Consider the following 25,111-nt stretch of genomic DNA (forward strand, 5'->3'; position numbering starts at 1 on the left):
TTTAGTTAGTTGTGTGATTAAGAATTATAGGCCCATTTTAAATAAATGGCACCCCATGTAAAACCACCTCCAAAGGCGGCGAAAATTATATTGTCTCCCTTTTTCAACTGCTTTTCGTAATCCCATAGCAGTAAGGGTAATGTTGCGGAAGTGGTATTTCCGTATCTATCAATGTTGACCAGTACTTTTTCTGCATCAAGGCCCATACGGTTTGCAGTGGCATCAATAATACGTTTGTTGGCCTGATGCGGTGCTAACCATTGCACATCATCCTTTGTCAAATTGTTGCGCTCCATGATCAATGCGGAAACATCGGCCATATTGGATACGGCAAATTTAAATACGGATTTTCCATCCTGAAAAACATAATGCTGTTTGTTCTTGACGGTCTCTTCGGATGCTGGTAAAATGGAACCGCCTGCATCGATTTTCAGAAATTGTCTGCCAATACCATCGGAACGAAGATATTCGTCTTGTAATCCAAGACCTTCTTCGTTGGGTTCAAACAGTACCGCTCCTGCACCATCTCCAAAAATTATGCATGTGGTCCTATCTGTATAGTCGATTATGGATGACATTTTATCGGCCCCTATGACCAATACTTTTTTATATCTGCCGGATTCTATGTAGCTGGCCGCTGTGGACATACCGTACAAAAAGCTAGAACAAGCTGCTTGTAAATCGTATGCAAATGCGTTTACCGCACCAATTTCAGAAGCTACATATGCAGCTGTTGAAGCGACGGGCATATCGGGGGTAGCTGTAGCGACAAGGATAAAATCTATTTCAGAAGCCTCGATGCCTCTTTTTTGAAGCAAATCTTCCGCGGCTTTGATGGCCATGAAAGATGTTCCAGCGTTCTCTTCTTTTAAGATTCTTCGTTCCTTGATTCCTGTTCGTGTGGTGATCCATTCATCGTTGGTATCTACCATGGTTTCCAATACTTTATTGGAAAGTACAAATTCAGGAACGTAACCTCCTACAGCTGTTATTGCTGCCGTTGTTTTTTTCATTTTTAGCCTCTCTTTATTGTCAAAAAGATTGAAATTTGACCCAAAAGCGGTGAAAATTAGTCATTTTATATGACTTTATGGTCAAAATTGAGTCGATTTTGGGTGTTAACGTGGGCCCATAAAAAAACTCCCGTTAAAATTGAACGGGAGTTGCTTTATTTTAAGGGATTTGCGTTTATGCCGCAGTTTCCTCTTCGGTTTTGTCTATCAATACCTGACCTCTGTAGTACAATTTGCCTTCGTGCCAGTGTGCTCTGTGGAACAAGTGCATCTCACCTGTAGTTGAGTCCTTGGCAATTGTTGGCGCAACTGCTTTGTAGTGGGTTCTTCTTTTATCCCTTCTGGTTTTTGATATTTTTCTTTTAGGATGTGCCATTATAAACCTATTTATCCGTTAGTAACTTTTTTAAATCGTCCCATCTGGGATCTGTTTCTTCTGATGACTTTGTATTTTCTTTTGGCTGAAGCTCTTCGAGCTTGTCCAAGATATCCGATTGTAGCGTTCCATCTTCCACGCCGGGATGAACCCTTTTCTGTGGAACGGCCAGTACCAACATTTCGTATATGTACTGTGCAATATTAAATTGATGCTCTCCATGCGGGATGATCAGTATCTCATCGTCCTCATCGTTGTACTCCTCACCAAATTTGATGACAAGTTTTAAGTTCGAATCGATATGCTGGTCGAATGGTTCGCCAGTCAGATCACAATCCACATTTACGCTTCCCTCGGCTTCAATCTGAAGTTCCATCATGGTGCTCATTTTTTCCAAAACGGCATTTACATGAACGGAAGCTCCGTTAAATTCTTGGTAGTCAAAAGATTCAAAGAACGTTTCATCAATATCGTACACAAATTTATGTTTTCCCAACTTCAGACCTGAAAAAGGGATAAAATACTCTTTCAGCTTCATCATTTCTACACTTAAGGTTTGTGTACCAGCCTTTAAAGGCGGGTGCAAAGATACTACTAATTTACAAAACTGCAATTCTTGTTACAACAAATATCCAAATTGAGGCAAACTTTTTAGTTACCTCTCTTGATTTTTTGTTTTTGCAGCGGGTTTTTTGTGAGTTCCTGATACTCACATCTATTTCTAAACACTTGTATTGCAGTGAATACGGCTTCTTTAAACGAACTTTCATCAGCCTTGCCTTTTCCTGCGATTTCATAGGCGGTTCCATGGTCGGGGGAGGTTCTTACTTTATCCAGCCCAGCGGTATAGTTGACGCCTTTACCAAAGGAAAGTGTTTTAAATGGAATAAGTCCTTGGTCATGGTATGCGGCCAATATGGCATCAAAATTATGATGGCTGTTGGAGCCAAAGAAACTGTCTGCCGAGTAAGGGCCGTATACCAAAGTACCTTTATTGAATAGTTCTTTGATCGTTGGTTTTAGGATTTTATCATCCTCTTCACCAATGGTGCCATTATCTCCGCTATGGGGGTTTATGCCCAATAAAGCAATTTTGGGACGGCGAATGTTAAAATCCATTTTTAGGGAATTCTCCATGGTTAACACCTTATTGCGAATAAGCTTTGGCGTAATGGCCTTGGCCACATCTTTTACCGCAATATGATCGGTAAGCAACCCCACACGCAACCCATCGGTTACCATAAACATTAGGCTCTCACCCTTTAGTTCCTGTGCCAAGAAATCGGTATGGCCGGGAAACTTAAAATCTTCGGATTGAATATTGTTTTTATTGATGGGAGCCGTGACCAGTACATCTATCTTATCTTCTTTTAAGGCGTTTACGGCCGCTTTTAAAGATCTTATGGCAAAATCACCGCCCTCTTTGGTGGCCTGGCCGTACTCAATATTGGGGACTTCTTTCCATACATTAACAATGTTGATCTTACCGTCCAAAGCCTGATCGGCCTCCCTTACGCCATTGAATTTAATATCCAATCCCAAATCTTTGATCTGCTGCGACATGGTTTTGTTAGATGCAAATATGACGGGAGTGCAAAAGTCCAACATTCTTGCATCTTCAAAAGTTTTGAGCGCTACCTCGCACCCAATACCGTTTATATCCCCGATGGAGATCCCTAATCTTATTTTTTCTTCTTCCTTCATAAAATGAATGCCGTTATGGCTACTTTTGCACTACAAAACTAGTCAATTAATAAGACACATGTTCACAGGGATCATAGAGACTTTAGGGAAAGTTGAAAAGCTGGAAAAAGACGGGGGAAATCTTCATATTTCCGTTTCGTCCGGAATTACTTCGGAATTAAAGATAGACCAAAGTGTATCGCACAATGGTGTATGCTTGACCGTTGTTTCGATTGATGGGGACAACTATACCGTTACTGCGATCGAAGAAACATTGAACAAAACCAACCTTGGTGAATTAAAGTTGGGCGATGTTGTAAATCTAGAGCGTGCCATGTTGCTGGGGGCCCGATTGGATGGACATATAGTTCAGGGACATGTGGACCAAACTGCTAATTGTACCTCCGTTGATCAAAAAGACGGAAGCTGGGTGTATACCTTTGAATATGACCCCGAGCTCAATAACATAACTATTGAGAAAGGTTCCATCACTGTGGATGGCGTTAGTTTAACCGTAGTGGATTCTCAAAAAAATAGATTTAGTGTGGCCATTATCCCCTACACACATGAGCACACCCGTTTCCATACATACAAGGTTGGTGACACGGTTAATTTGGAGTTCGATGTAGTCGGAAAATATGTTTCCAGATTATTGGAATTAAGGGATTAAGCCTTACAATACATTTTTCATTCCACGCCACAATCTTAAAAGAACAAAAGCGGATAGGGCTACGATCAAGGTGAGAATGCCTGCTAATTGATATTCCCCGTAGATCCAATAACCCGTGGCAAACATAATGGAGTAAATCAACACAACACCGGCAAGCATTGCCTTAATTCCAGATGGTACGCTCCATTTTTCATTGGTCTTAACGATTTCCACATTATCCGCTTCGGCTTCATCCACAATTTTGGACCAACCCGGGCCTCCCGGCTGTATCTTTAAATAGAAGCTTCGAAGCACTTCCTTACTTTCAGGTTGGGTAACAAAGGTCGCTGTTAACCATATAATAGTGGTCACGATCATTATGAATGGTAAATCGGCCCATTCTGGAAAAATTCCTGTTTCCGGCGCGAACAAGTATGCGCGCAAGGGTGTAGTTTCCAAAAGCACGGCCAAAATCCCGGAGGAAAACATCGCGGTTATTTCACTCCAAGCATTGATTCTCCACCAGAACCATCTTAAAATAAATATAAGGCCTGTTCCGGCCCCGAAGGACAATAACAAATTGAAAACCCCCATGGCGTTTTGTAGGGCCAAGGCCAAAAATGCACTCAATACCATTAATAATACCGTGGAAACCCTTCCGACATTTACCATTTGCTTTTCTGTTGCCTTTGGATTTATCTGTTGTTTGTAAAAGTCGTACACGATGTAGGAAGAGCCCCAATTCAATTGGGTGGATATTGTTGACATGTATGCCGCGACAAGCGAGGCCAAAACAACCCCCAAAAGACCGGTTGGCAATTTGGTCATCATGGCGGAATAAGCCAAATCGTGACCCAATTTATCTTCGGTTACATTTGGAAAAGCTTCGTGGATACTGGCAATGTCCGGATATACCACCAGAGAGGCCAAGGCCACCAAAATCCAAGGCCAAGGTCTAAGTGCATAATGCATAATATTGAAGAAGAAAGTGGCTCCTATGGCATGGTTCTCATTTTTTGCGGCCAACATACGCTGGGCGATATAGCCTCCACCCCCAGGTTCCCCACCTGGGTACCAAGAACTCCACCATTGCACTGCCAAGGGTATGATCAATGCGGTAATCAAAGCTTTTTTGTCATCAAAATCCGGCAGTATGCTTAATTTATCTTTTACGTTTTCATTTTCCAAAACGGCCTGTAACCCTCCAACTTCAGGTAGGTTTACCAAATAAATAGCAGCTCCGATGGCTCCCGCCATGGCCATAAAAAAGAGGAAGAAATCACTGTACACTACCCCTTTGAATCCACCAAGTGCACTAAAAACTACGGTAATCAAGCCGGCGCTCACAACGGTGACCCAAGGGTCCAAGCCTAACATAACGCCACCAATTTTTATGGCGGCCAAGGTTACGGAGGCCATGGTGATCACATTGAACAACACTCCCAAATAAACAGCCCTGAACTTTCTTAAAAAGCTTGCTGCTTTTCCCCCATATCTTAATTCATAAAACTCCAAATCGGTTTTTACATTGGACTTTCTCCAAAGCTTTGCATAGACAAAAACTGTCAACATTCCCGTAAGCAAAAAACACCACCATCCCCAGTTTCCAGATACCCCATTAGATCTTACCAAATCGGTAACCAAATTGGGAGTGTCGGTAGAAAATGTTGTGGCTACCATGGATAATCCCAAAAGCCACCAAGGCATGCTGCGACCAGATAAAAAATACTCGGTTGAACTTTGTCCGGATTTTTTGGAAACATAAATTCCAATAAAAAGGACAAGGGCAAAGAACCCAAATATGATGAGGTAATCTAAAAGTTCTAGTTTCATTTGTTTAGTTTGGCTGGAGTTAAAGATAGTTTTTTTGGGTTACTTTTGTGAACCTTCTAAAATCTCCTCATGTTTCTTTCCACTTTCACTGATATTTCTGTCGCTGCATGGACCATGGCCGCTACCGCCGCTTTTTTAATGGGGGTTTCCAAAGCTGGGTTGAAAGGAATGTCCATTTTTAATGTGACCTTGATGGCCTTGGCATTTGGCTCTCGCGCTTCCACTGGGTTGTTTATTCCATTACTAATCGTTGGTGATATTTTTGCGGTCGTTTATTATAATCGACATACCCAATGGAAGTACATCATCAAATTTATTCCATGGATGATCTTGGGTATTTTGGTTGGTGTGGTGATCGGAAAGGACCTTCCCGAAAGAGAATTTAAGTGGGGAATGGTCGTGGTCATATTTATTAGTCTGGGAATGCTGGTCTGGTGGGACCGAAGAAAATCCAAAAAGGTACCCACGCACTGGTTGTTTTCCGGGTCAATGGGAATTTTGGCAGGGATTTGTACCATGATCGGTAATTTGGCGGGTGCGTTTACCAATATTTTCTTTTTGGCCATGCGTTTGCCCAAAAATGAATTTGTTGGGACTGCGGCTTGGCTGTTCTTTATCACCAACTTGTTTAAATTACCATTCCATGTTTTTGTCTGGAAAACCATTTCTGTAGAGAGCCTTTTGATCAACTTGCGTTTATTGCCAGCAATTGGGGCTGGGTTGATTTTGGGCGTTTTTTTGGTTAGGAAAATCAACGAGAAAAATTACAAGCGCTTTATATTGATTGTGACCGCGATTGGTGCGGTTGCGATTCTTTTTAGGTAGTGTACATATTCCAATAAAAAAGCCCGCCAATTTTGGCGGGCTTTCTTTACACTAATATATTCTAAACACTATTCCGAAGCTCCTTCGTAAATCGCGTTAAAGATTAATTTATAAGTTCCACGTGGCTGTGCCCTAAACTGTGGACGGAACGCAAACAAGATTGCCGAACCTTTTCCGTATTTAGCCTTTACCATCGCAGGTTTTTTAGCAATATAGCGGTCTTCGCCCATGGCCCATCCGCTCATTAAAAGATCTTTTGCGGCGTATGTGGCAATTACTTCCACTTCGGGTGCTGGTGCATCTTTGATATCCTCTTTTCCTCCTTCTCCGGATTTTCTTTGTTTATCAATTATGAAGGCCCTACTTCTGTTAAAGGAAACGGCAACGGTATCCTTCATTCCAAATGCAAGGTGATGGGATGTGTCCACACCGGCCTTGATCAAAGATCCAGGGATAAAGAAGTCCTTGCTGTCCGCTCCTTCCACAGCATCGCGCAACGGCAATCCGAATTGCTCGATTACGTAATCACTGGCTTCATCAAAAGCAATAAGAGTTCCCCCGGCATCAACATAGTCGCTCAATGCCATAGAACCTTTAAGTCCGATTCCTCCAGTAAATTTTTCAGGCATGCTCAAATTGCTGTGTCCATGTAAAATGGAACTTGGTCTTTGTGAAGGAATAATAATGGCATCGTACTTGGACAAATCCTTGGTTTTGATGTCGGCATCGTGCAAGGTATCCATGTCAAACTCATATTCGTCCATTACAAATCGGGTCCACCCTTCATCCATATTGGCTACCCAAGACTTGTACAGTCCTACTTTTGGCAAATGGATTTTTTTCAACTGTACTTCTGGTTTGGCGGATAACCCCGTGAATTCAAGACCATACTCGTCGGCCAAAGACTCCATCATTTCCTTATCTCCGGAAACAATGAAAGATCCAGCGGGCAAGGTTACTTTACCTGCCTTGAATTCGGCCATGCTCTTGTAAGCGGTTCCACCTGCTTTTAGAATTTTATTGGTAGCTGCTACTGAAGCATTGGTGTTCGCACTAAGTGCATAACCAAAGGAACCGTTTCTGTTTACTTCTCCCTCATAGTATTTTACAAGTCCCGATACTTTCTCGGTAGGAGCTTTGAAGGACTCTGCGATTTTATCCACATCGATTCCCATTTGCATTGGCAATGTCCACCCTGCCAAATCGTATGGGGTGTCTGGAGGACCACCTGGGTATTGGAAACGTGTAGGATAGTTTTGCTTTTCCATAAGGTCCATAAGGTAAGGTCTAAAAGCCTGGGCCGTATAGATCACATAAGAACCTTCTTCATATTCTTTTCCGTTCACGGTAAAATCTTTGGTAGCTCTTTCAATCTCGATACCTCCTTGCAATAGAACATTGATTAGGTTAACAGCTTCAAAAGAATCCCACTGCTCTTTGCTGATGATATAAGCGAACAAGTCTTCGGATGTCCCCTTTTCAACAGCGGATTTTCCCATTTTGTATATGTTGTACAAGTAGTTGCTCTTACGGTCCGCTGCTAGGTCCAAAGTGGCCCAAGTAGCTGTTAGCATATAATCCACAGCATCCCTAAAATGAGATTCACCGCCTTTCCATGGATCTGGGTACATAATGTCCGTGCCATCTGTTGGTGTAGTTCCCGCCACCAGTTTAGGCAGTTTTTCTGGATCGTAGAACCTTGGGGTCGGAGTTGTATGTCCTGTTTCAGTTAAAATACCGATCATGTTGTGATAGTAAGGCACGGTTCTTCCACCACCGTTCCAGAACATGGTGTAAAAGTTATCTGCAATGGCGCCGGGCATATTTTCAAGAGAAAAACGTTTGGACATGGCAGAACCAACTTCACTTACTCCTGCGGTAATAGCAGGGTGAATTTTTGGGTTCACCGGGTCTGCATATGGTGGAATGGAAATTTTGGTCCATGCAGGGGAAGACTGGTGATGATTGTACACAATCTGTGGGTACCACTCGTTGTACAAAATTTTGGTAACATTATAAGTTTCCGGCATAATGTTCATGAACCAGTCCCTGTTGTTATCGTGTCCCATGTAGTAATGGTAAAGAATCGGAGGGCGAGAAGTCTCATAGGGAGTCCCCATGTTCTTGCGATACCAATCCACAACAATGTCCAAGCCATCAGGGTTCATAACTGGCATAAGAAGGGTAATCACATTTTCCCTGATTTTTTGCATTTCAGCAGTTTCGGAAGTAGCCAATGTATAGGCCAATTCAGAGGTCATTTGTCCGTGTGCAAGTTCAGTGGAGTGCATACCACCATCCACCCAAACAATGGCCTTACCTTCTTGAGAAAGTTTCATGGCCTCATCATCATCAACCTGCACCCTGGCAAGTTTGGTGCTGATGTCTTTCCACTTGTCCAATTGGGCAAGGTTTTCTTCGGTAGAAATGAACATTAGGTACATTTTACGACCCAATACTGTTTCTCCGATCTCAATTTTTTTCACTCTATTGGAGGCCGCGTCCAATTTGGAAAGGTAATCTTCAATTTGTGAGTAGTCGGCCAATTTGTAATCGTCTCCTACCCTAAATCCATATACGTCCTTGGGGGAGGGGACAGTTTGTGCCACGGCGAGCGCAGCGCAAGACAAAGACATCACTGCGGAGAGCAGCAATGTTTTGAGGTTTGCAGTTTTAGAAATCATTTTTTTGAATTAGTTATAATTTGACTGAAAATTAAGCAATTGAAGCGAGGATATTAAATCCATGGGATGGGAATTGTCGTGAATGTTGCTTTTTTTGACGGGTCGATAATCTAAAAGGAAGAAAATCGATAAATTCTTATCGGCCCAGGTCTGGTTTTTTGCGCGATGCTTTTTTTTCGGCCGTAATCTTTTTCGATTTTAGTCGCTTTTCCTTCGACGATTTTGTGGGTCGGGTCGGCCTCCGCTTTTTTGGGACCAACAGTGCATTTTTCAAGATTTCGAAAAACCGTTTTACCACTAGGTCCTTATTTCTATGTTGGCTACGCGCTTCATCGCAATGCAGAACCAAGGCTCCATCATTGGTCAATCGGGATTGAAGTTTGAGTAGAATTCTTTGTTTTTCCCTATCTGAAAGACCAGCCGATTCCTGGATATTGAAAGTGAGCTCAACTTTGGATGAAACTTTGTTCACATGCTGACCGCCGGCACCACTGCTTCGCATAGCTTTGAATTGAAGCTCCCTATGTATCTGTTTTTTGTCCAACTTGAAGTCTCTTGTTGATGGTATTCAAAGATACATTAAGAAAAATGGTTGTTCCTTTTTCCTGTTTTTTGTCGGAATTGAAAAAAATCATTGTTCCATCTTCGGCAATCCCTTCGTTTAGATGATGGCTTCCTTTAAAAAAAGAGTGTTTTACTTCAACTCTGAGACCTGACGAATCAGAAAATTTGAATTCGTGGGGATAGACCAAAACTGACCTTTCGATTTCGGAATAAGATTTTAACAGTTTCATGGGGACGTCATTAACCTGACCGAAAAGGGAAGCCGTGTAATAATTCGGAGGGTTATTATAGAGTTCTTGGGTGTTCTGATTCGCGATCACACTTCCTTCTTCCAAAATCAATGTGCGTTCTGCAAAAGGAAGCACATCGCTGGGATCGTGACTTGCGGTGAGAACGGTGATTCCCTGTTTTTTCAGGTATAAAAATAAATTCCTGCGAAGGGAGTTGCGTTTAAAATTGTCGATGTGGCCAAAGGGTTCGTCCAACAGTAAAATTTCCGGTTCTTGAGCCAGAACTCTAGCTAGTGCCACACGTTGTTGTTGTCCACCACTGAGGTATTTCACCTTGGTTTGTGCATAGGGCTTCATCTCTATCAACTCCAGTAGTTCGTTGATTCGACTCTCATGTGTTTCCCGTTCGAACACGGATAAATACTGACCTATGTTTTCTTCCACGGTAATGAACGGCATCAAATCAAAATCCTGCGCCAAATATTTCATATAAGGCTCACCGGGGACCAAATTAAAATTGGGTCCAAGAGCTTCCGTGTCGCCCCAAAAAACGGAACCTTCCTCTACATGGAGCAAGCCGTAGATAATTTTGAGCAATGTACTTTTTCCAGAACCACTTTCACCCATTAGGGCCACATGCTCACCGGGAGCAACCGTAAAAGAAACGTTTCTTAAAATGGTTTGGTTATGGTAACCGAAAGAATCAACTTGAACTTTTAGCATAGAAAGTAAGGGCTGCCAAAAATGGGCAGCCCTTTATATTGTTAATCTTTAAACTCCTTCAACACGGCTTGGTTGGGCAATTCGTCATAACCCATATTGAAAAAGGTAAACCCAAAAATATCGGCATATTGTTCAATAGTCTTGCTTACTGGAGTACCTGCACCATGTCCTGCATTGGTCTCGATTCGGATAAGTGTGGGTTGGTCCCCTGCTTGTTTTTCTTGTAACTCCGCAGCAAACTTAAAGCTGTGCGCAGGAACCACACGGTCGTCGTGATCACCGGTGGTAACCAATGTGGCGGGATATTCCGTGCCTTCTTTTACATTGTGTACCGGGGAGTACCCTTTAATGTAATTGAACATTTCCTCACTGTCCTCGGAAGTTCCATAGTCGTAGGCCCATCCTGCTCCCGCGGTGAATGTGTGGTAGCGAAGCATGTCCATTACGCCCACGGCAGGCAATGCAACTTGCATAAGGTCGGGACGCTGGGTCATAGTGGCACCGACCAACAAGCCTCCATTGGAGCCACCACGGATGGCCAAATATTCTTTAGAGGTGTAATTGTTGTCGATCAGGTATTCGGCAGCTGCGATAAAGTCATCGAACACATTCTGTTTGTTGAGCTTTGTTCCCGCTATGTGCCATTTTTTACCGTATTCACCACCTCCTCTAAGGTTGGGAACGGCATATACGCCACCTTGCTCCATCCAAACGGCATTTACGATGCTAAAAGATGGGGTTAAGCTTACATTAAAACCTCCGTAACCATAAAGGATGGTCGGGTTTTTCCCGTTCAGTTCCGTTCCTTTTTTATAGGTGATGATCATGGGTACTTTTGTCCCGTCTTTTGAATTATAGAAGACCTGCTTGGATTCATAATCATCGGGATTAAAATCGATTTGAGGCTTCCAATATTGCTCATACTCACCTGTTTCCACATTGTATTTGTACAAAGATCCGGGCGTATTGTAATTGGTGAAGGAAAAGTAGAATTCTTTGTCCTCTTTTTTGCCGCCAAATCCTCCTGCGCTTCCTACACCTGGCAGCTCTACTTCACGGACCAAATTCCCATCATAATCGTATTGCAGTACTTTGGAAATGGCATCCACCATATATTCTGTAAAGAAATATCCTCCACCGGTTCCTGCGGTCAATACATTTTCAGTTTCAGGAATAAGGTCTTCCCAATTTTCGGGAGATGGACTGGACGCATCCACGACCACTACTTTTTTGTTGGGAGCCTCGCGATTGGTTACCAAAAATAGTTTGGAACCCTCGTTGTCGATAACATAGGTGTCAGAATCGGTATCGTCCAAAATTGTGATCAGTTCTGGATTGTCTTGAGAAAGGTCCATCATGAACAATTTGTTGCCCGAAGTTGAAATCGATGCTGTTATGAATAAATAGTTTTCATCTTCGGAAACATATCCACCAACGTATCTATGCTTTTCTTCCGGAGTGCCTCCAAAAACGATTTTATCTTCGGATTGAGGAGTGCCCAATTTGTGAAAGTAAAGTTTGTGCTGGTCCGTCTTTGCAGAAAGTTCGCTTCCTTCGGGTTTATCATAGCTGGAATAGTAGAATCCGTCATTTCCTTTCCAAGAAATGCCACTGAATTTAATATCCACCAAGGTGTCTTCCACGATTTCCTTGGATTCGGCATCGATTATGATACCTTTTCTCCAGTCGCTCCCTCCTTCGGAAATTAGATAAGCGGCTTTAGACCCGTCTTTGGTAAAACTAAGCCCCATTAGGGAAGTGGTGCCGTCCTCGGAAAAAGTGTTGGGATCCAAAAACACCTCTTCTTCTCCTCCTTCTTTTTTGCGATAAACCACATATTGGTTTTGTAAGCCGTTGTTTTTGTAGTAATAAGTATAGTTGCCCTCTTTGAACGGAGAGCCAACTTTTTCGTAATTCCAGAGTTTTTCCAATCGGTTTTTTAGATCCTCGCGAAAAGGAATCTTGTCCAAATACCCAAAAGTAGTGGCGTTTTGTGTTTTAACCCAAGCCTCGGTCTCCTCGCTTCTGTCGTCCTCCAACCATCTGTAGGGGTCGGGCACATCTGTTCCAAAATAATTATCTACGGTGTCAACTTTTTTGGTAGTGGGGTAGTTCACGGTTATGGGTTCTCTTGTTTTAGATTCTTCTTTGCAGGCCGCCACCAAAATCAAAGCAGCCAGCAGACTTATTTTTTTCATGTTTTCTTGGATTGATTCGGATAAAAGTACCATAAAACAGAAGAAATCAATGATTGTGATATCGGCTTTAACTAAATTTTTGAAAATGCCTGTCTTGGATTAAAAAAGAGACGTTGTGAAAAATTGCTTGAGCGCCTTTTTAAATCGGGTTTTTGGGATATAAATAGAGTATTAACCCATCGATAAGTTAAGGAAGTGTTAATAAAATATTATTAAATAACATTTATTTATGACGAAAATTACTACATTCAACCAGATTAATTAAAACTAACAATATTATGAAAAAACCTCTTTTAAAAAGTATGGCCATTGTAGCCAGTACTGGGTTGATTTTGTTCTCTTGTTCCGATGAGGGCAAAACAGAAATGGAAAACCTTGAAAACTCAATTACAGAACCTGAAATTGAAGAGTCTGTAATTTTTAATCAGGGCAGCTATGTAATTGATGGGTCTTACATTATAGTATTCGACCAAAAAGTTACAGGTGATGTTGGTGCTAAATTTGGTGCTGATTATAAATCTGCAAAAGGTGCTGTTAAGGAATTGGCAAGAGAAGTCTTAGGTGGAATACAAATGAAGGGAGAAGTTATTGAGCATGTTTACAGTAAAACTATGACGGGTGTCTCTGCAAGAATCAGTGCGGAAGATGCTGCAAAACTTGCTGGAGACAATCGCATAGCATACATAGAAAAAGACCAAATGTTCACCTTGGCACCCCCTCCTGGAAAAGGTCCAGGTGGCGGTGGCGGTGGTGGAGGTTCCACGGCACAAGAAACCCCTTGGGGAATCGCCAGGGTAAATGGGGGAGCCACCTATACCGGAAATAATGTAGCATGGATCATAGATTCAGGGATTGAGTCTACCCATGAAGATTTGAATGTGGATGTTAGTAGAGGTTACAATGCCTTTACCAACGGGCCCGATTCTGATCTTTCTGTGGATAAAAACGGACATGGTACCCACGTTGCAGGAACCGTTGCAGCAATTGATAACGAACTTGGTGTTATTGGAGTGGCAGCTGGTGCTACCGTAATCCCTGTAAAAGTGTTGGATCGTCGAGGTAGTGGGTCGTATTCCGGTGTTATTGCCGGTATCGATTTCGTTGCTGCCAATGCTTCCAATGGAGATGTGGCCAACATGAGTTTGGGCGGTGGATTCTCACAAGCCGTTAATGATGCCGTAATCAATGCTTCTTCCACTGTAAAGTTTGCTATTGCTGCGGGTAACGAAGGCTCGGATGCCAATGGTTCGTCACCGGCTTCTGCTAATGGAAACAACATTTATACTATTTCTGCAATGTCGGAAGGCGATGTTTGGGCTTCGTTCTCCAATTACGGAAACCCTCCAGTTGATTATTGTGAGCCCGGTGTAGCGATTAAATCTACATGGCCTGGAGGTTATAACACTATTAGTGGAACTTCTATGGCGTCTCCACACGCTTGTGGTCTATTGCTCTTGGGCAATATAGGTAACGGCGGAACTGTTAGTGGTGACCCTGATGGAAATGCAGATACCATAGGTATAAACTAACCTTATCACTATAAAAAGAAAAGGGGCCATTTGGCCCCTTTTTTATCTAAATCCCTTAAGAAACTGCTTCAGAAGTATTCGAAACCAATTTGTTTTCTACCAAATATTCTGCAATTTGAACGGCGTTGGTAGCGGCTCCTTTTCTTAGGTTGTCCGCCACGATCCACATATTTAATGTGTTTGGCTGTGTTTCATCCCTACGGATTCTTCCAACAAACACATCGTCCTTGCCATTGGCAAAAGCTGGCATAGGGTAGGTATTGGTATCTGGATTGTCCTGTACCACAATTCCGGGAGTTTCACTAAGGAGTTGTCTTACTTCGGCCAGATCAAAATCATTGTGAAACTCTACATTCACCGATTCCGAATGTCCACCAGCAGTAGGAATTCTAACTGCAGTTGCGGTTACGGAAAATGTACGGTCGTCCAATATTTTTTGAGGCTCACGGGCCAACTTCATTTCTTCTTTGGTATATCCGTTTTCCAAGAATACATCGCAGTGTGGCAATGCATTTCGGTTGATAGGGTAAGGATAGGCCATTTCCCCTTCAATGCCTGCAGCTTCGTTCTCCATTTGTTGAACGGCTTTAACACCGGTTCCAGAAACGGATTGGTAGGTTGAAACCACTACACGTTTCATCTGATATTTTTTGTGCAAGGGGTCCAAGGCCAATACCATTTGAATGGTAGAGCAGTTGGGGTTGGCTATAATTTTATCATCGACCGTCAATTCTTTTGCGTTGATTTCTGGAACCACCAATTTTTTGGACGGGTCCATACGCCATGCGGAGGAGTTATCGATTACCGTAGTGCCCACCTCGGCAAATTTTGGGGCCCACTCCAAGGAAGTATCGCCACCAGCTGAAAAAATAGCGATATCCGGCTGTGCGGTTACGGCATCATCCAAACCAATTACCGTGTATTCTGTGTTTTTGTAGGAGAGTTTTTTACCCACGGAACGCTCCGAGGCAACCAACAACAATTCTGAAATTGGGAAGTTGCGTTCTTCCAACACTTTCAACATAACTTCGCCTACCATTCCGGTGGCTCCAACAACTGCTACTTTCATTATAAAATAATTTCTTGTCGCAAAGGTACTTCAGTCAACGAGTTAAACAAGCTTTTTTACTATCAATCAATAAAAAATAACAAAATGTTATAAATAAAACAACCATCAACATGTTAGCGAAACACATTGATGGTTTTTATTGATTATTGTGATGTAGCGGTAGCACTAATTATAGTGCCTACGATTTTTATTTTTTCAATAAATCACGAATCTCTGCTAGCAGCTCTTCCTGGGTAGGACCCTTTGGAGCTTCTGGTGCAGGCTCTTCTTTTTTCTTGAGCTTGTTAACTCCTTTTACAATAAGGAACATAACAAAGGCCACAATAATAAAGTCGATTACATTGGTAAGGAAAGATCCGTACAAAACAGCTATTTCCCCAACAATTTCTCCGGCATCGTTCGGTGTTCCCTCTGTAATCACGTACTTTAAATCGTTGAAGTCCGATTTGAACAAAAGTCCAATCAAGGGGGAAACAATACCTCCGGTAAACGAAGAAACCACTTCTTTAAAAGCGGCACCCATGACGAAACCTACGGCGATATCCACCAGGTTACCTTTCATGGCAAACTCTTTAAATTCTTTTAAAAATCCCATTTTATAGTTGAGTATTGGTTAATCAGAGACAAATTAAGCAAAAAAGCGGTTTGCTCACTTATTTAATGTTGAAATCATTTGTTTTTGACCTCTCTTTTTACACGCTGTGAAATGGCTGTGAGGATTTCATAGGAAATGGTGTTAGCGGTGGCCGCTAAATTTTCTGCTGATTTTTGAGGGCCAAATACGATAGCTTCATCGCCTTCAGTACATTCGATATCGGTAACATCCACCATGATCATATCCATACAAACATTGCCCAGAATCGGTGCTTTTTTATTGTTGATGGTCACAAATCCTTTGCCCTTTCCATATTGTCTTCCTATGCCATCGGCATGTCCGATGGGCAGCGTAGCACTTTTTATGGGCTTGTTGGATTTAAAAGCACGATTATATCCGATGGACTCGTTCGCATCGATTAGATGGATTTGTGAAATAATGGTCTTCAGGGTGGCAACGGGTTGTAATTGGGCATCTATTTCTGCTTGGTTCCCATAACCATAAAGTCCTATTCCGCTCCTCACCATTTCAAATTGAGCTTCTGGGTAGTTGATGATACCAGAAGTGTTCAACATGTGACGCATGGTAGTATGACCCAACTTTTCCATGAGTGTACTGCTCAAATTTTGGAAGGAGTTTATTTGATTTAGGCTAAAATTCCGCTCGTTTTTATCTTCGGATGCCGCCAAATGAGAAAAACAGGAAACAATTTTAATGCCATTGGTTTTCTTGGCTTCTTTGGCAATAAAATCCACATCGGTGTCATCAAAGCCCAAACGGTTCAAACCTGTATTGAACTTAATATGGATAGGATAGTCCTTTTGATTTTTGGCATTTGCCGTTTCAATAAATTGGTTCAGGATATTTCTGGAGTATAAACTGGGTTCCAAATGGTTCTCGATCAAATCATCAAAATTGGAAGCCAATGGATGTAACACCAAAATAGGAAGACCTACACCTACTTTTCTTAACAAAACTCCTTCACTTACATAGGCGACAGCTAAATAATCTGCACCCATTTGCTCGAGTTTTTGGGCAATGGCAATCATGTCGCTGCCATAGGCAAATGCCTTTACCACACCTAAAAACTTTGTTTTTGGTTTTACCTTGGACCTTAAGTAGTTGTAATTGTGTTCCAAGGCTGTTAGGTCCAGAATCAATGTTGTTTCCCCGACCTTATCCATTGGGTTTTTCTTTTTTGGAGGACACTTCTTCGGATTCTACATCCATATCCTTGATCTTTTCTCGTAACATGGCCTTGTAAAAAGCAGCTCTACTCAATGGTTCGTATTCTTCGGTTTCACCGAGCAATACCAAATTGTCGTTGAGTGATTTTCTAAAACTGTAATTGGCCAAATTTCCTGTTCTGGTGCAAACCGCATGTACCTTGGTCACATATTCCGCCGTGGCCATAAGTGCGGGCATGGGACCAAAAGGGTTGCCTTTAAAATCCATGTCCAAACCTGCCACAACAACCCGGACGCCCCTATTGGCCAGATCGTTGCATACCGTTACGATCTCATCATCAAAAAATTGCGCTTCGTCAATACCGATTACATCACAATCATCTGCCAGCAATCTAATATTTGCTGCTGCAGGAACCGGTGTGGACCTAATTTCATTGGAATCGTGGGAGACCACCATTTCTTCATGGTAGCGGGTATCCACAATGGGCTTGAATATTTCCACCTTTTGCTTGGCAAACTGGGCACGCTTTAGCCTTCGGATAAGCTCTTCGGTCTTTCCGGAAAACATGGAGCCGCAAATCACCTCAATCCATCCAAACTGTTCTTTAGGGTTGACTGTGTTTTCGAGAAACATACCGTATTTTTGAAAGAAATTGTTTGTTTTCCCGTTATATGGGAACAAGCACAAAGCTACTAAAAAATTGCACCCCTGTTTTCAATAAGATTTTAACCTTTTGTTTGATGGGGTATTCGTAAAATGATTATATTTTTATAGTAAAGAAGAAAAGCTATGATACGGAAATTGAGGGAAGAGTTGATAAAGTTGTCTACGGAAATTATAACTGCACGTGAGGATACCGATCTTGCTGCGCTTTATGAAAAGTCCAAAGAGATTTATGAGAAATTGGCCGTATTAAAGTTCATAGACGAAAAATTGAGCGATGTTGAGGTCGATGTTTCCCAAAACCTCATTGCTTCAAGATTCGAGAAAATGGCCAATGCCGTACTTAGCGGAAATTTGGCAGTACCGGAAAGCAATCCCCACCAAGAGGATATTATGACACCGGGAATGGATACCATAAAGGATATGGTTTCCGAAATGCCGAGCAACGCCGATTTGGAAAGAGTATTTGCGGAATTTGTGGCCAAACCCGATTTTATGAAGAATGACAAAGAAATTTTGGCCCCAAAGGAAGAAAAAAATACCCCTGCGCAAGCGAGTAAGCCCAAATCCTTGAACGATAGGTTGGCCAAAGATTTTCAGGTTGGACTTAATGATAAGCTTGCTTTTGTAAAGCATTTGTTCAACGATAGTATGGAGGACTACACTCGTGTGCTGTCCCAGCTCACTACCATAGACTCGGAAGAACGCTCTGTTGCCTTTATTAAGAACATGGTAAAACCTGAGTACAATAACTGGGAGGGCAAGGAAGAGTACGAAGTACGTTTTATGGCCCTTATCCAGCGAAGATTCGCATAAATCCATTTTTACAATTTTAATTTAACCGTAAGGCCGTAACTTTGGTTTATGGGAAAACTATATCTGGTTCCGACACCGATAGGAAATTTGGAGGACATGACTCTTCGAGCCATCAAGGTGCTCAAGGAAGTGGATGTAGTATTGGCAGAGGATACACGGACAAGTGGCAAATTGCTCAAGCATTTTGAAATTGACACCCCTTTACAGAGTCACCACATGCACAACGAGCACAAACAGGTGGAGGGACTGGTGCAAAAATTGAAAGACGGAAATACTTTTGCACTAATTTCCGATGCTGGAACCCCAGCCATTTCCGACCCAGGATTTTTATTGACCCGGGCCTGTGTGGAAAACGATATTGAAGTGGAGTGTTTGCCGGGAGCTACAGCTTTTGTTCCTGCTTTGGTGAACAGCGGACTGCCCAACGACAGATTTGTTTTTGAGGGCTTTTTGCCGGTAAAAAAAGGCCGCCAGACACGACTTTTGGAACTTGCCGAAGAAACCCGGACCATGGTTTTTTACGAATCTCCCCATAAACTGCTCAAGACCTTGGCAAATTTCGCCGAGTATTTTGGGGAGGACCGACCTGTTTCAGTATCCAGGGAACTGACCAAATTATACGAAGAGACCATTCGTGGAACCGTAACGGAAGTATTGGAACACTTCAACAACAAGGCACCCAAAGGAGAATTTGTGATTGTGGTCGGCGGGAAGAAATAAAGACTATATTTAGTTTTAAATTCTTTTCATATGAAGGCCTCTGTTTTCTGCTGCCTGCTCTTTTTTAGCACATTGCTTTCTGGACAATCCAAAGAGATTCCAGTTGTGAATCAAATTATTTTGGATGATTATGAAACAGGGATACTCCATAAGGTCTGGCTTGCTTTAGGAGAGGACGGGTTTAATCAACCCATAAAAATCCCGGTGATCATTGCAAAGGGAAACGATAATGGCAAAGTACTTGGGCTTACAGCGGCCATTCATGGCAACGAGCTCAATGGAATAAGGATTGTGCAACAAGTGATGAATTCCCTAAATGTATCAGAGTTAATAGGGACTGTAATCGCCATACCAGGATTAAACCCCCTTGCCATTGCCAGCAATCAGCGAGAGTTTTTAGACCTTCAAGATTTGAATCGATTATTTCCGGGAAAGGAAAACGGAAATCGCTCACAACAAATGGCATTTCAAATTGCCGAAAAGGTGATACCCCTTTTCGACTATCATGTGGATTTGCACACAGCCAGTTTTGGTAGGGTCAACAGTTTGTACGGTCGGGGGAACATGGAAGACGAGGTGCTGGCAAACATGCTTCGTGCACTAGAACCGGATATCATCGTTTCCAATAAGGGCAAGGCCAGTTTTGGGGAAGCAAGTGGTTTAACCATGCGTGCCTTTGCCATTGGTAAAGGTGTTAAGAGCATTACCGTGGAGTTTGGAGATCCCCAAGTGTATCAAGAAGAAATGATTAATCGCGGTATTGTTGGAATTGGGAACCTTTTAAAATGGCTTCAATTTATACCCGGTGCAATAGATTTGGCCGAACCTCAAAATGTTTGCTCCAAATCCTATTGGCTTTTCACCAAAAAGGGAGGGTATTTGGAAGTTTTTGTAGAGTTAAAGGAAAAGGTGGTCAAAGGTCAATCCATTGGGGTGCTCCGAGATTCCTTCGGCCAAATCGTTGAGGAGTATGTTGCTCCGGAAGATGGTATTGTTATAGGAAAAAGTACCAATCCGGTAAATATTTCAGGAGGTCGCATTATTCATCTGGGAATATTGGAGTAGGTATATGGAATGGACTCCTTGGCTTATTACTTGTTTCACTGTGGTCTGTGTGTACTTTTTGGACCGCTGGGAACAGAAATGGGTAAAATCTATTTTTGATTGGGTTCCAGCCATATTGTTTTCTTACATATTCCCTGCCATCATAAGCTATATCTTCGGGTTTGATTTTTCCCAATCCTATATTCATGCATTAAGCAGGGACTTTTTTATTCCATTGACCATAGTGGCCGTAATGGCGAGTTTGTCGCTGCACCAACTTAAATCGATAGGATACAAACCAATCGTGGTTTTTTTGGCGGGGTCATTTTTTATTGCCCTTTTTCCAGTGGTTTTTATCACTTTTTTTGATGGCACCGAGCTGGTATCGGATACTTTATCGTCGAATGGATATTGGATGGGAATCCCACCAATTGTGGGCAGTTGGATTGGGGGTAGTACCAGTCAGTTGGTCTTGAAGGAACTGGTCAATTGCCCTGAAAATATTTTTCTTTCCGTATTGATCATGGACAACATTTTGGTCAATATTTGGACAATTCTCATGTTTCAGACCATAAAAAGGAGCAATCTCCTGAATAAATCTTTGAGGATTTCCGATCAAGAGATTCCGGAACGGATCATTACCCAAAAGGGTAAATTGCTATCACCATGGGTAACCTTGATAGCTATGCTCCTTATAGTATTTATCGCAGAATCATTATTGGATGCTTTTGTGGTAAAAGTGGTGGTCCTGTCATTCGTCGGCTTGGCTTTTGGAAATTTTATTCCAAGATGGAACTTTCGATTTACCCTAAAGCTTGGAGGTATTTTGATTTTGGTGGTCATGTCGATTTTGGGACTAAAATTACAGTTTGACATGTTTGGTTTTGATGCCGGATTTTTTGGTTTTTTGTTGATATGGCTGGGTGGCCATTTTGTTTTTATGCTTCTTATTGCCAAGCTTTTGAACGTAAACATGGCGTGGGTGCCCATTGCGAGTATGGCCAATGTAGGGGGTATTGCCACAGCACCCGCTGTTACTGCTGCCTATCGCGGAAGTTGGATGCCCCACGCTATAATCCTTGCCATTTTAAGTATGGCCACAGGCACGTTTTGGGGCATGTTGACCATTTATTTGTTGGAAAGATTAATGTTATGATCAATATCGGGAGCCGTCATGCTTTCCCTTTTCCCAACCAACTTCACCCAGATATTTCTCTGCACTTTCCACAGCCCCATCTTCAATATGGGTCCCCATGGAGTCGTTCCATCGGTTCAAATAACCAAAAAGGGAAATAACACCCATCATTTCTACGATTTCCCCATTGTCCCAATATTTGTGCAACTCTTTTTTAATATCAGAGTTAACGGTATTGGGAACTTGGGAAGCAGCTAAGGCAAAGTCCAGCGCAGCCCTTTCAGCATCGGAAAATGCACTGTGGGTTCTATATTCCCATATGTTGTCCAATTGTTCCTGTTCAGCGCCATACCGTTCAGCGGCCCTAATGGCATGTGCTTGGCAGTATCTGCAGCCAGTGGCGTTGCTGCTTACCCAGGCTATCATTCTTTTTAATGCCGAGGTAACTTTGCCCTCATTGGCCATTACAGCCACGTTAAGGTTAATAAATGCCTTGGATATGGACGGTCTATGTTGCATCGTGAGCACAGAGTTAGGACAAAACCCAAGTGTTTCGTTAAAGAATTCAGCTAGTTCTTTGGTTTCCAGGTCGTGATCGGGGGATAGGGGGTTTACTAAAGCCATGGATGATATTTAATATTGTATTTTTGGACTCTACAAGTAACAAAAATTATACTTCATGACAAATCACGTAACTACCAAATGGCTTGGTGAAATGGCTTTTGAGAGCAATAACCCTTCTGGGCATACCGTAAGAATAGATGCTGGTGAAGAAAGCGGAGGTTCTGGGGCCGGACTTCGGCCAAAAGCCCTAATGTTATCTAGTTTGGCAGGTTGCTCAGGTCTAGATGTTGTGTCGCTTATCAAAAAAATGAAGTTGGAAGTGGAGGATTTTAAAATTGATACCATCGCCAATCTTACCGATGAGCATCCTAAATATTATGATTCCGTTGTAATCCAATATCATTTCACGGGTGCCAACTTAAATGAGGATAAACTGAAGAAAGCCGTAGACCTTTCTGTAGAAAAATATTGTGGTGTAATGGAAATGTTCAGAAAATTTGCCAAATTGGACATTAAGATTTTATATCACCACAAATAGGTGAGTATTTAGGACAATAACCCCTAGTTCCTTTTTTTAGTGGCACAGTTGTCATACAAACGGTGTACTACAACATAATCAACATAAAATTAAAATATGATGTGGTTAAAAAAGAATGGGTTATATGCACTGCTGGCAATATCTGTCGTCCTTGCGATTTTAGGGGTAAGTACAGCAAACTTTATTTTTAAATCGGGTACTGCCGGCATGGGGATACTTGTTATCCTATTGCTTAACACGGGATTAAAAAAGAGTGCAAAGGACACATGGTGGATTCTTGCAGCATTCTTATTCTCTATAATCGGAGATTGGTTCTTGTCCAACATGGACGGGGATAGCCTTATGTTCGTAAAAGGTATTGCGTTGTTCTTTTTGGCCCACGTCGGATATTTGATCTATGCTATATTGAACGGTCGAATAAAAGGGACGTTTACCTCCATTTTATTGGCAGCTTATCTGGCTTTTTTCTTTTTAGTATTGTACCCCACCTTTACCGATGTTCCATTAATGGTAGCGTCTTTGGTGTATCTTCTCATTTCTTGCTTTTCTTTGGGAGCGGCCGTTGGGATGAAAGGCGACCTAACGGCAAAGCGAAGTTTTATTTTGGGCATAGTACTCATTATTTTTTCCGATACCATCATCGCTTTTAAAGAATTCGTGGATTATCATACGTTCGATTTTCTCATCACTCCCACCTACTATCTTGCCCATATTTTTATCACTTTTTCGCTCATCAAAAGATTTGAAAATAAAGTCCCGATAACAAAATAACACCTACTATGCGCTGGACCATTAAACCTAAACCTAATCAAGAAGACATAGATCAACTTTCCAAAGCTTTGGGGGTAGATGATTTGGTAGCCCAATTGTTGATACAACGGGGAATTACGAATTATGAGGAAGCCAAAACATTCTTCCGTCCAGAGTTTAAGCATCTGCACGACCCTTTCCTAATGAAAGACATGTACAAGGCCGTTGAGCGTATTGAACAAGCCATTACCAACCAAGAAAACATATTGGTTTATGGAGATTACGATGTGGATGGTACTACTTCCGTTGCTTTGATGAGTTCCTATTTATTGGAAACTTACCCGAATGTAGCGACCTATATTCCCGATCGCTACTTGGAGGGTTACGGAGTTTCGTTCCAAGGAATCGATTTTGCCGCTGATAACAATGTCAGCCTTATGATTGCCTTGGATTGCGGCATCAAAGCCATTGACCAAATAAAATATGCCAAGGAAAAGGGAATAGATGTAATCGTTTGCGACCACCACCGGCCGGGGAAAGACTTACCGGAAGCAGTGGCGATTTTGGACCCCAAACAAGAGGATTGTGCATACCCATACAAAGAGCTTTGCGGATGTGGAGTTGGTTTTAAACTGATTCAGGCCCTTGCTTCAAAACGAGGTAAAACCATAGATGATTTGATTCTTTATTTGGATTTAGTGGCCACGGCTATTGCGGCTGACATAGTTCCGATTACGGGAGAAAACCGTGTACTTGCTTATTATGGCTTGATGGTCATCAATGAAAATTCAAGAACAGGAATCAAAGCATTGATTGATCAGACTAAGAAAAGAGAACTCACCATCACGGATGTGGTTTTTATTATCGCACCGCGAATCAATGCTGCTGGGCGAATGAAACATGGGCAGCATGCTGTCACATTGCTCACTGAAACCAATTTTGACCAAGCGAAACAATTTGCTGCAGAAATTGAATTGTTCAATACCGAGCGAAGAAGTTTGGATCAAGAAATCACGCAAGAAGCTTTGGTGCAAATCCAAGAAAACCAAGAAGAGGAAAATTTCACCTCGGTGGTCTACAACGAAAATTGGCACAAGGGAGTTATTGGTATTGTGGCATCACGATTAACCGAAACCTACTATCGCCCTACCTTGGTCTTCACCAAAAGCGGGAATAAATTGGCAGCTTCGGCCCGATCCGTAAAAGGGTTTGATATCTACAATGCCCTTGAAGGCTGTTCCGATTGTTTAGAGCAGTTTGGAGGGCACATGTACGCGGCAGGCCTTACGTTGTTGGAAGATCAGTACCAAGCCTTTAAACACCAGTTTGAGAAAGTAGTGTCGGAAACTATCGACCCCAAATTATTGCAGCCCGAAATTTCTGTGGACACCAAAATCTCTATGCATCAGATTACTCCAAAACTAATGCGGATTTTGAAGCAATTTGCACCTTTTGGTCCTGGCAACATGACCCCGGTTTTTATGGCAGAAGGATTAAAGGATACAGGGTATGCCCGAGGTGTTGGCGAGGGTGAAAAACATTTAAAATGTAGTTTGTATCAACCAGGGTCCAATCCCATCGGAGGCATTGGGTTTAATTTAGGGGACAAATTGGATATAGTTAAGGGCATAAAACCTTTCGATGCCGTATTTTCGTTGGACGAAAATGAATGGAACGGAACCGTTAGCCTTCAACTAAAACTAAGAGATATTCGCTAGCTAT

At 42.2% G+C, this 25,111-nt stretch carries 24 protein-coding genes; 10 read left to right on the top strand and 14 right to left on the bottom strand.

Annotation, left to right across the window (positions count from 1 at the left end):
• Positions 1–17 precede the first annotated feature (17 nt).
• From PY091_RS07270 to pdxA, 4 genes are all read right to left on the bottom strand, one after another.
• A complete protein-coding gene (locus PY091_RS07270) occupies positions 18–1,013 on the bottom strand; it encodes a beta-ketoacyl-ACP synthase III (RefSeq protein WP_275649046.1) in 996 nt (331 codons plus the stop codon).
• A 175-nt stretch (positions 1,014–1,188) separates the two neighbouring features.
• A complete protein-coding gene (rpmF, locus tag PY091_RS07275) occupies positions 1,189–1,389 on the bottom strand; it encodes a 50S ribosomal protein L32 (protein ID WP_100816683.1) in 201 nt (66 codons plus the stop codon).
• Between the two features lie 7 nt (positions 1,390–1,396).
• Entirely contained in the window at positions 1,397–1,930 is a 534-nt protein-coding gene (locus PY091_RS07280; protein ID WP_275649047.1) for a YceD family protein, read from the bottom strand.
• 110 nt (positions 1,931–2,040) lie between these two features.
• Entirely contained in the window at positions 2,041–3,093 is a 1,053-nt protein-coding gene (gene pdxA / locus PY091_RS07285) for a 4-hydroxythreonine-4-phosphate dehydrogenase PdxA (protein WP_275649048.1), read from the bottom strand.
• A 58-nt stretch (positions 3,094–3,151) separates the two neighbouring features.
• Here pdxA and PY091_RS07290 point away from each other — a divergent pair, with 58 nt between their 5' ends.
• On the top strand, positions 3,152–3,742 hold the full coding sequence (locus PY091_RS07290) for a riboflavin synthase (protein WP_275649049.1): 591 nt from the start codon (positions 3,152–3,154) through the stop codon (positions 3,740–3,742).
• A gap of 3 nt (positions 3,743–3,745) precedes the next feature.
• On the opposite strand, the gene PY091_RS07295 is transcribed toward PY091_RS07290, so the two are convergent.
• On the bottom strand, positions 3,746–5,554 hold the full coding sequence (locus PY091_RS07295) for a sodium:solute symporter family protein (RefSeq protein WP_275649050.1): 1,809 nt from the start codon (positions 5,552–5,554) through the stop codon (positions 3,746–3,748).
• A 69-nt stretch (positions 5,555–5,623) separates the two neighbouring features.
• Between PY091_RS07295 and PY091_RS07300 the strand changes: the two genes are divergently transcribed.
• Complete coding sequence (locus PY091_RS07300) at positions 5,624–6,379, top strand: sulfite exporter TauE/SafE family protein (protein WP_275649051.1); 756 nt, start codon at positions 5,624–5,626, stop codon at positions 6,377–6,379.
• A 68-nt stretch (positions 6,380–6,447) separates the two neighbouring features.
• Here the strand turns inward: PY091_RS07300 and PY091_RS07305 are convergent, their stop codons facing one another.
• The 4 genes from PY091_RS07305 to PY091_RS07320 form a co-directional block, all read right to left on the bottom strand.
• On the bottom strand, positions 6,448–9,063 hold the full coding sequence (locus PY091_RS07305; protein ID WP_275649052.1) for a M14 family metallopeptidase: 2,616 nt from the start codon (positions 9,061–9,063) through the stop codon (positions 6,448–6,450).
• Positions 9,064–9,199: 136 nt separating this feature from the next.
• Entirely contained in the window at positions 9,200–9,607 is a 408-nt protein-coding gene (arfB, locus tag PY091_RS07310) for an alternative ribosome rescue aminoacyl-tRNA hydrolase ArfB (RefSeq protein WP_275649053.1), read from the bottom strand.
• Entirely contained in the window at positions 9,585–10,580 is a 996-nt protein-coding gene (locus PY091_RS07315; protein WP_275649054.1) for a sulfate/molybdate ABC transporter ATP-binding protein, read from the bottom strand. The genes arfB and PY091_RS07315 overlap by 23 nt, the downstream gene beginning before the upstream one ends.
• A gap of 41 nt (positions 10,581–10,621) precedes the next feature.
• On the bottom strand, positions 10,622–12,778 hold the full coding sequence (locus PY091_RS07320; protein WP_275649055.1) for a prolyl oligopeptidase family serine peptidase: 2,157 nt from the start codon (positions 12,776–12,778) through the stop codon (positions 10,622–10,624).
• 278 nt (positions 12,779–13,056) lie between these two features.
• Between PY091_RS07320 and PY091_RS07325 the strand changes: the two genes are divergently transcribed.
• Positions 13,057–14,307: a S8 family serine peptidase gene (locus tag PY091_RS07325; protein ID WP_275649056.1), complete on the top strand. Its 1,251-nt coding sequence runs from the start codon at positions 13,057–13,059 to the stop codon at positions 14,305–14,307.
• 55 nt (positions 14,308–14,362) lie between these two features.
• Here the strand turns inward: PY091_RS07325 and PY091_RS07330 are convergent, their stop codons facing one another.
• The 4 genes from PY091_RS07330 to PY091_RS07345 form a co-directional block, all read right to left on the bottom strand.
• Positions 14,363–15,376 (bottom strand): aspartate-semialdehyde dehydrogenase, encoded by a 1,014-nt coding sequence (locus PY091_RS07330; RefSeq protein WP_275649057.1) that lies wholly within the window; start codon positions 15,374–15,376, stop codon positions 14,363–14,365.
• 187 nt (positions 15,377–15,563) lie between these two features.
• Positions 15,564–15,971: a large-conductance mechanosensitive channel protein MscL gene (gene mscL / locus PY091_RS07335; RefSeq protein ID WP_275649058.1), complete on the bottom strand. Its 408-nt coding sequence runs from the start codon at positions 15,969–15,971 to the stop codon at positions 15,564–15,566.
• Between the two features lie 74 nt (positions 15,972–16,045).
• A complete protein-coding gene (alr, locus tag PY091_RS07340) occupies positions 16,046–17,155 on the bottom strand; it encodes an alanine racemase (RefSeq protein ID WP_275649059.1) in 1,110 nt (369 codons plus the stop codon).
• Positions 17,148–17,792 (bottom strand): thymidine kinase, encoded by a 645-nt coding sequence (locus tag PY091_RS07345; protein WP_275649060.1) that lies wholly within the window; start codon positions 17,790–17,792, stop codon positions 17,148–17,150. Before PY091_RS07345 ends, alr begins: the two co-directional genes overlap by 8 nt.
• A 156-nt stretch (positions 17,793–17,948) precedes the next feature.
• Between PY091_RS07345 and PY091_RS07350 the strand changes: the two genes are divergently transcribed.
• From PY091_RS07350 to PY091_RS07365, 4 genes are read left to right on the top strand one after another with little or no spacing between them, the layout of a single operon-like run.
• Positions 17,949–18,638, top strand: coding sequence for a hypothetical protein (locus PY091_RS07350; RefSeq protein ID WP_275649061.1), 690 nt, complete (start codon positions 17,949–17,951; stop codon positions 18,636–18,638).
• A gap of 48 nt (positions 18,639–18,686) precedes the next feature.
• Entirely contained in the window at positions 18,687–19,358 is a 672-nt protein-coding gene (gene rsmI / locus PY091_RS07355; protein ID WP_275649062.1) for a 16S rRNA (cytidine(1402)-2'-O)-methyltransferase, read from the top strand.
• Between the two features lie 30 nt (positions 19,359–19,388).
• A complete protein-coding gene (locus PY091_RS07360) occupies positions 19,389–20,423 on the top strand; it encodes a succinylglutamate desuccinylase/aspartoacylase family protein (protein WP_275649063.1) in 1,035 nt (344 codons plus the stop codon).
• 4 nt (positions 20,424–20,427) lie between these two features.
• The gene (locus PY091_RS07365; protein WP_275649064.1) at positions 20,428–21,558 is read left to right on the top strand and encodes a DUF819 family protein; all 1,131 of its coding nucleotides are present in this window, start codon (positions 20,428–20,430) and stop codon (positions 21,556–21,558) included.
• Here the strand turns inward: PY091_RS07365 and PY091_RS07370 are convergent, their stop codons facing one another.
• On the bottom strand, positions 21,559–22,161 hold the full coding sequence (locus PY091_RS07370; protein WP_275649065.1) for a carboxymuconolactone decarboxylase family protein: 603 nt from the start codon (positions 22,159–22,161) through the stop codon (positions 21,559–21,561).
• 55 nt (positions 22,162–22,216) lie between these two features.
• Between PY091_RS07370 and PY091_RS07375 the strand changes: the two genes are divergently transcribed.
• From PY091_RS07375 to recJ, 3 genes are all read left to right on the top strand, one after another.
• Positions 22,217–22,639, top strand: a complete 423-nt coding sequence (locus tag PY091_RS07375) for an OsmC family protein (RefSeq protein WP_275649066.1) — start codon at positions 22,217–22,219, stop codon at positions 22,637–22,639.
• 96 nt (positions 22,640–22,735) lie between these two features.
• Entirely contained in the window at positions 22,736–23,410 is a 675-nt protein-coding gene (locus PY091_RS07380; protein WP_275649067.1) for a lysoplasmalogenase, read from the top strand.
• Positions 23,411–23,418: 8 nt separating this feature from the next.
• A complete protein-coding gene (gene recJ / locus PY091_RS07385; protein WP_275649068.1) occupies positions 23,419–25,107 on the top strand; it encodes a single-stranded-DNA-specific exonuclease RecJ in 1,689 nt (562 codons plus the stop codon).
• Positions 25,108–25,111 lie beyond the last annotated feature (4 nt).

Origin of the sequence: Flagellimonas okinawensis (genome assembly GCF_029194005.1) — a bacterium.
GTDB classification, from domain to species: Bacteria; Bacteroidota; Bacteroidia; order Flavobacteriales; family Flavobacteriaceae; genus Flagellimonas; species Flagellimonas okinawensis.

Coding starts and splice junctions, on each gene's coding strand:
- PY091_RS07270 (WP_275649046.1), bottom strand. CDS start 1,013: ATGAAAAAAACAACGGCAGCAATAACAGCTGTAGGAGGTTACGTTCCT.
- rpmF (WP_100816683.1), bottom strand. CDS start 1,389: ATGGCACATCCTAAAAGAAAAATATCAAAAACCAGAAGGGATAAAAGA.
- PY091_RS07280 (WP_275649047.1), bottom strand. CDS start 1,930: ATGATGAAGCTGAAAGAGTATTTTATCCCTTTTTCAGGTCTGAAGTTG.
- pdxA (WP_275649048.1), bottom strand. CDS start 3,093: ATGAAGGAAGAAGAAAAAATAAGATTAGGGATCTCCATCGGGGATATA.
- PY091_RS07290 (WP_275649049.1), top strand. CDS start 3,152: ATGTTCACAGGGATCATAGAGACTTTAGGGAAAGTTGAAAAGCTGGAA.
- PY091_RS07295 (WP_275649050.1), bottom strand. CDS start 5,554: ATGAAACTAGAACTTTTAGATTACCTCATCATATTTGGGTTCTTTGCC.
- PY091_RS07300 (WP_275649051.1), top strand. CDS start 5,624: ATGTTTCTTTCCACTTTCACTGATATTTCTGTCGCTGCATGGACCATG.
- PY091_RS07305 (WP_275649052.1), bottom strand. CDS start 9,063: ATGATTTCTAAAACTGCAAACCTCAAAACATTGCTGCTCTCCGCAGTG.
- PY091_RS07315 (WP_275649054.1), bottom strand. CDS start 10,580: ATGCTAAAAGTTCAAGTTGATTCTTTCGGTTACCATAACCAAACCATT.
- PY091_RS07320 (WP_275649055.1), bottom strand. CDS start 12,778: ATGAAAAAAATAAGTCTGCTGGCTGCTTTGATTTTGGTGGCGGCCTGC.
- PY091_RS07325 (WP_275649056.1), top strand. CDS start 13,057: ATGAAAAAACCTCTTTTAAAAAGTATGGCCATTGTAGCCAGTACTGGG.
- PY091_RS07330 (WP_275649057.1), bottom strand. CDS start 15,376: ATGAAAGTAGCAGTTGTTGGAGCCACCGGAATGGTAGGCGAAGTTATG.
- mscL (WP_275649058.1), bottom strand. CDS start 15,971: ATGGGATTTTTAAAAGAATTTAAAGAGTTTGCCATGAAAGGTAACCTG.
- alr (WP_275649059.1), bottom strand. CDS start 17,155: ATGGATAAGGTCGGGGAAACAACATTGATTCTGGACCTAACAGCCTTG.
- PY091_RS07345 (WP_275649060.1), bottom strand. CDS start 17,792: ATGTTTCTCGAAAACACAGTCAACCCTAAAGAACAGTTTGGATGGATT.
- PY091_RS07350 (WP_275649061.1), top strand. CDS start 17,949: ATGATACGGAAATTGAGGGAAGAGTTGATAAAGTTGTCTACGGAAATT.
- rsmI (WP_275649062.1), top strand. CDS start 18,687: ATGGGAAAACTATATCTGGTTCCGACACCGATAGGAAATTTGGAGGAC.
- PY091_RS07360 (WP_275649063.1), top strand. CDS start 19,389: ATGAAGGCCTCTGTTTTCTGCTGCCTGCTCTTTTTTAGCACATTGCTT.
- PY091_RS07365 (WP_275649064.1), top strand. CDS start 20,428: ATGGAATGGACTCCTTGGCTTATTACTTGTTTCACTGTGGTCTGTGTG.
- PY091_RS07370 (WP_275649065.1), bottom strand. CDS start 22,161: ATGGCTTTAGTAAACCCCCTATCCCCCGATCACGACCTGGAAACCAAA.
- PY091_RS07375 (WP_275649066.1), top strand. CDS start 22,217: ATGACAAATCACGTAACTACCAAATGGCTTGGTGAAATGGCTTTTGAG.
- PY091_RS07380 (WP_275649067.1), top strand. CDS start 22,736: ATGATGTGGTTAAAAAAGAATGGGTTATATGCACTGCTGGCAATATCT.
- recJ (WP_275649068.1), top strand. CDS start 23,419: ATGCGCTGGACCATTAAACCTAAACCTAATCAAGAAGACATAGATCAA.